Source organism: Methanobrevibacter curvatus, assembly GCF_001639295.1.
In the GTDB taxonomy this organism is placed as follows: domain Archaea; phylum Methanobacteriota; class Methanobacteria; order Methanobacteriales; family Methanobacteriaceae; genus Methanoflexus; species Methanoflexus curvatus.
This window is the reverse complement of the sequence record NZ_LWMV01000033.1, coordinates 1-4,761: the sequence shown is the minus strand read 5'-3', so window position 1 is coordinate 4,761 and position 4,761 is coordinate 1. Positions and strand designations below refer to the sequence as shown.

The window sequence follows — 4,761 nt, the reverse complement described above, 5'->3', positions numbered from 1 at the left end:
TCAGAACTACAGAAATGAAAATAAATGCAAAATAAACTGGAATTTCACTAAAGAAAATGCTGATAAAAAATTATCAAAATACTATACTTAAATAAAAAATATGAAAATTAAATTGTCTTAACAATATAATTTATAAAATATTTGATGGGATAAATTATTAAAATATTAGAACATAAACCCATATAAAAGATATTTAAATTTATTAAGCTATTCAAGTTTTTTAATTTGAGAGATAAATTTATATGGTAATAATTACATAGTAAATATACATATTTATAAATTAATATAAATTTTTTAGGGATGAAAAATATGGCAAAAAAAATAATAGATACTCCATCTTTAGAAGGTAAAGAAGCCTACGATTTTTTGAAAAAAATGGAAGAACCACCAACAAAAGAAGATTTAAAGATCGCAAAAGATTTAGCATCTTTGAAACGAGTTGTTCCTTTTCCAGATTAACTTTTAATTTTACTTATATCCATATATAAAAAAAATGTATATTCTGGATCAGTTTCTATTATTTTATCTATTTTTTCTAATTTTTTATCGTCTTTTTTTAAATTAACAAAGTTATTTTTTTTAACATAAAAGTAATAGGCTTTTGCATAAGCATCAACAATTATGTATCTAAAACCGATTTTTTCTGATATTTTTATTAGATTAAATATAAGATTTTTTAGTATTTGGCTTCCAATACCCTGACTGGAATATTTTTCACTTATTGCAAATCTACCTATTTTTATAGCAGGTAATTTTTTATTTTTTGGTAGCTTTTCTTTTATTATATTTTTTGAATCAGTGTCTCTTATGTTTTTCAACTCTATACTGTCAGTTAATAAAGAATAATATCCAATAATTTCCTTATCACATGTAATAAGTTGAGTAATGTTTAAATTTTGTTCTTGTTGTTTTAAAGCATCATTTTTTAAAAAATCTGTTAAATCGTCAGATGCACATCTGAAATTATTTAATTCACTTTTTGCTACTAACTTTTCTAAAACATAATTGTTTAATATATATTCAGATTCCATAAATATAACCATTTTTAATAATATATACTTTGTTACATAATATTACTTAATTTTACTTAGTATTTAATCAAAATCTATTTAATTTAAGGTTTTTTATAAAAAAACAAAAAATTAAGAAAGATTAAAATAAATATTAATAAAAATCAAAATTATTTTAAGTTAATAAAAAACTCTTTAAATTTCTTTGGATGTATAATACCTTTTTCTGTAATTATTCCTGTAATTAAATCATCTGGCACAATGTCAAAAGCAGGGTTAATAACTTCAGTATTTTTTGGAGCTATTCGGCATCCTCCATAGTATAAAACTTCATCAGGACTTCTTTCTTCTATCTCTGTATCATAAATTGAAATCTCATGATCAAAAGTTGAAAGTGGTGCTGCAACATAAAAAGGAATATGAAATCTTTTAGCAGCCAAAGCAACCAAAAATGAGCCAACTTTGTTTACAATTCCATCAAATGCAACTCTGTCTGCTCCTATTACCACTTTATTAATTTTATGAGTCATCATAAGATATCCACTAGCTACATCTGGAATTAATTTAACTGGAATGCCTTCATGTTGCATTTCCCATACACTTAATCTTGCTCCTTGTCCACGTGGGCGCGTTTCATCGCAGATTACCTTAATATCTTTATCTTGATGATGTGCAGTTCTAACAACACCAAGTGCAGTTCCATAATCTACACATGCAAGGGCACCAGCATTACAATGAGTTAAAATAGTATCTCCTTTTTCAATTATTTCAGCACCATATCGCCCAATAGCTAAATTAGTATCAATATCTTCAATATACATTTTTTTAGCTTCTTCTAAAGGATTATCTGATATTAATATCCTATCTACAGCCCAAAATAAATTTACAGCAGTTGGACGAGATGCTTTTAGTTTTTTTCCAACATTTTCTAAATTTTCACCATCCAAATATCCAAGAGCCATTCCAAAAGCAGCTGCAACCCCAATAGCTGGAGCTCCACGGACTACCATTGTTTTAATAGCTATTATAACATCTTCATAAGTTTTACATGTAAAGTAACTCAATTCATCAGGCAATTTCGTTTGATCAATTAAAACCAGTCGATTGTCTTTCCATTCCATTGTTTTCATAAAACCACATTTCTATAATAAAAAAATGTAAAAAGTGTAAAAAAAATGTAAATAAAATAATTAATATAAATAAAATTAAGAATTTAATAATAAATAAAATTATTGATTTAATACATACTAAAATTAAAGATTTTTATAAAATAGGATATAATTAAGGCAAACTATCATATTATTTTTATCTTTTTCAAATACATTAATTAATTGCTTTTTCAAAACCCATATATTTAAAAAAAAAAAAAAAAAAAATGAAATAACTAAAATAAAAAATGAAATGATTAATAATAAAAATTAAATAAAAAAATAAATAATAAAATAAATAAATTAATTAATAATAAAATAAATAAGTTAATTAATAATAAAATAAATTATAGTAAATTTATTTAAAATTTTAGAATAAGTAGATATTTAAAATAGTTAATAATTACTAAATAATTAAAACCATAAATAGTTTTAAAAAAAAAACTGTTTTATTTTGATACTATGAAAGTCAGTATTATTATTCCAACATACAATGAAGAAGAATATCTTCCAACACTGTTAAAAAGTATTAAATCCCAAAAATTTGATGATTATGAAGTTATAATAGCTGATGCAAACTCAACAGATAGAACAATCAAAATAGCTAAAAAATATAACTGTAAAATCATAAAAGGTGGAATGCCAGGAATTGGTAGAAACAAAGGTGCTGAAATAGCCAAGGGAGAAATTTTATTATTTTTAGATTCAGATTTAAAATTAAGCAACAATTACCTAAAAAAAGTTGTAGATGAATTTGAAAGCAAAAATGTTGATATTGGAATAACTTTAATGAATCCTTTAAGTAAAAGCAAAAGAGATAAGATTTTACATGATATTGCCAACACATTTATGATTATTTTTGAAAAAATAAAGCCTCACGGTGCTGGTTGTTATGGTATTATCACAAAAAAAGAAATACATGATAAACACAATGGATTTGATAAAAATTTAAGTTTTGGGGAAGACACAGATTATATTGAAAGAATAGCAAAAAATCATAACTTTAAAGTACTTAGAAGCAGCAAAATAGGTGTTTCTACTAGAAGATTAGAAAAAGAAGGACTTAAAAAACTCCTTAAACAATACAGTAAAAGCACATTTAATGATTTAAGAGGAATACGGACACATGCTGACGAATTAGAATATTTTTTTGGTCATGAAGGAGATCCCATTGAAGAAAATGAAATTATTAAAAAAATAGAAATCCTTAAAAGCCAAAAAGCTATTTTATCAATTGATGAAAAAAACAATGCACAATTAATCATGGGAACAAAAGAAAATAAAAAAGAAAATAAAGAAAGTAAAAAAGAAACTAAAACAAAGCCTATATTTCCAGGAAATAATTTACCAGTAAAATCTCAAAAAGCTATTATAAGTGATAAAAAAAGAATTTTCTATGCTGTATGTGGGGAAGGAATGGGACATGCCATTAGAAGTGCTGTAATTATAGAGCATTTATTAAAAAAATATAATATCTGGATATTTGCAAGTGACAGAGCATACAAATACTTAAAAGTTAAATTTGACAATGTTTTTGAAATAGGTGGATTTAATACTGTTTATGAAAACAATAAAGTAAAAAATACTAAAACTTTTTTAAATGCTGTGAAAGTTGCTCCAAATAATTTAAAAGAAGGATATGAAACATTATACAAAAAAGCTAAAAAATATCATCCAAATATAATTATAACTGATTTTGAAAACTATTCAAATATTTTAAGTAAAATTTTGAATATTCCACTTTTAAGTGTTGATAATATACATATGATTACAAAAACAATGATAGACTATCCTCCAGAAGCTCAAAGAGAAATGTTGAAGGCTAAAGGAGTTATAAAATCCTATTTAATAAAACCAAAAAAATATATTCTTACAAGTTTTTTCCACCCTAAAGTAAAAAACCCAGAAAAAGCAGTTATTTATCCTCCAGTTATTAGAGAAAAAATTAGAAGCTTAGAAACAAGTGTAAAAGATTATATTTTTGTGTATCAAACATCCCCATCTAATGAAAAACTAATTAAATCTTTAAAAAAGCTAAATAGAAAATTTATAATTTACGGATATAACCAAGATAAATTTGATGGCAATCTTAGATTTAGAAAATTCAATGAAGATAAAATTTACGATGACATGAAAGATTCAAAGGCAGTAATAGCTAATGGAGGATTTACATTTATTAGTGAAGCTATTTATCTAAAAAAACCAATTTATAGTATTCCTGCAAAAGGTAATTTTGAGCAGCTGTTAAATGGATATTATGTTGAAAAATTGGGATATGGAATAATGACAAGAGATTTTGACATAAAAACAGCTGAAAACTTCTTTAATAATTTAGATCAATACAAAAAAGAATTAAGCAAAGTTAAAAACCATGACAACAGTAAACTCTTAAAAGAAATTGAAGATTCCATAGAAAAATACGCATATGAACATTTGATGGATAAAAATGAATTTTAAATAATGGTATAAATCATAAAATTAAATAAAAAAAAAGATTAAAAAATATGGAATAAATCCAAAAAATATAAGAAAATACTATTAATTATTTATCATTTACATAAAATAATAGTTTATTTTAATTAGTATTTTTATTTTTTAAATGT

General features: G+C 23.7%; 4 protein-coding genes. 2 read left to right on the top strand and 2 right to left on the bottom strand.

Annotation, left to right across the window (positions count from 1 at the left end; all coding sequences use genetic code 11):
* Positions 1-309: 309 nt before the first annotated feature.
* Positions 310-459, top strand: a complete 150-nt coding sequence (locus tag MBCUR_RS10530; protein WP_169805771.1) for a hypothetical protein — start codon at positions 310-312, stop codon at positions 457-459.
* Here MBCUR_RS10530 and MBCUR_RS01225 read toward each other — a convergent pair.
* Together MBCUR_RS01225 and mtnA are read right to left on the bottom strand one after the other, a co-directional pair.
* Positions 456-1,031 carry a GNAT family N-acetyltransferase gene (locus MBCUR_RS01225; RefSeq protein ID WP_067089220.1) on the bottom strand — a complete coding sequence of 192 codons (576 nt, stop codon included), beginning with the start codon at positions 1,029-1,031 and terminating at the stop codon, positions 456-458. The genes MBCUR_RS10530 and MBCUR_RS01225 overlap by 4 nt on opposite strands.
* Positions 1,032-1,180: 149 nt before the next feature.
* Complete coding sequence (gene mtnA / locus MBCUR_RS01220; RefSeq protein ID WP_067089217.1) at positions 1,181-2,140, bottom strand: S-methyl-5-thioribose-1-phosphate isomerase; 960 nt, start codon at positions 2,138-2,140, stop codon at positions 1,181-1,183.
* A 480-nt stretch (positions 2,141-2,620) separates the two neighbouring features.
* Here mtnA and MBCUR_RS01215 point away from each other — a divergent pair, with 480 nt between their 5' ends.
* Positions 2,621-4,615, top strand: a complete 1,995-nt coding sequence (locus MBCUR_RS01215) for an MJ1255/VC2487 family glycosyltransferase (RefSeq protein WP_067089214.1) — start codon at positions 2,621-2,623, stop codon at positions 4,613-4,615.
* The last annotated feature ends 146 nt before the right edge of the window (positions 4,616-4,761 follow it).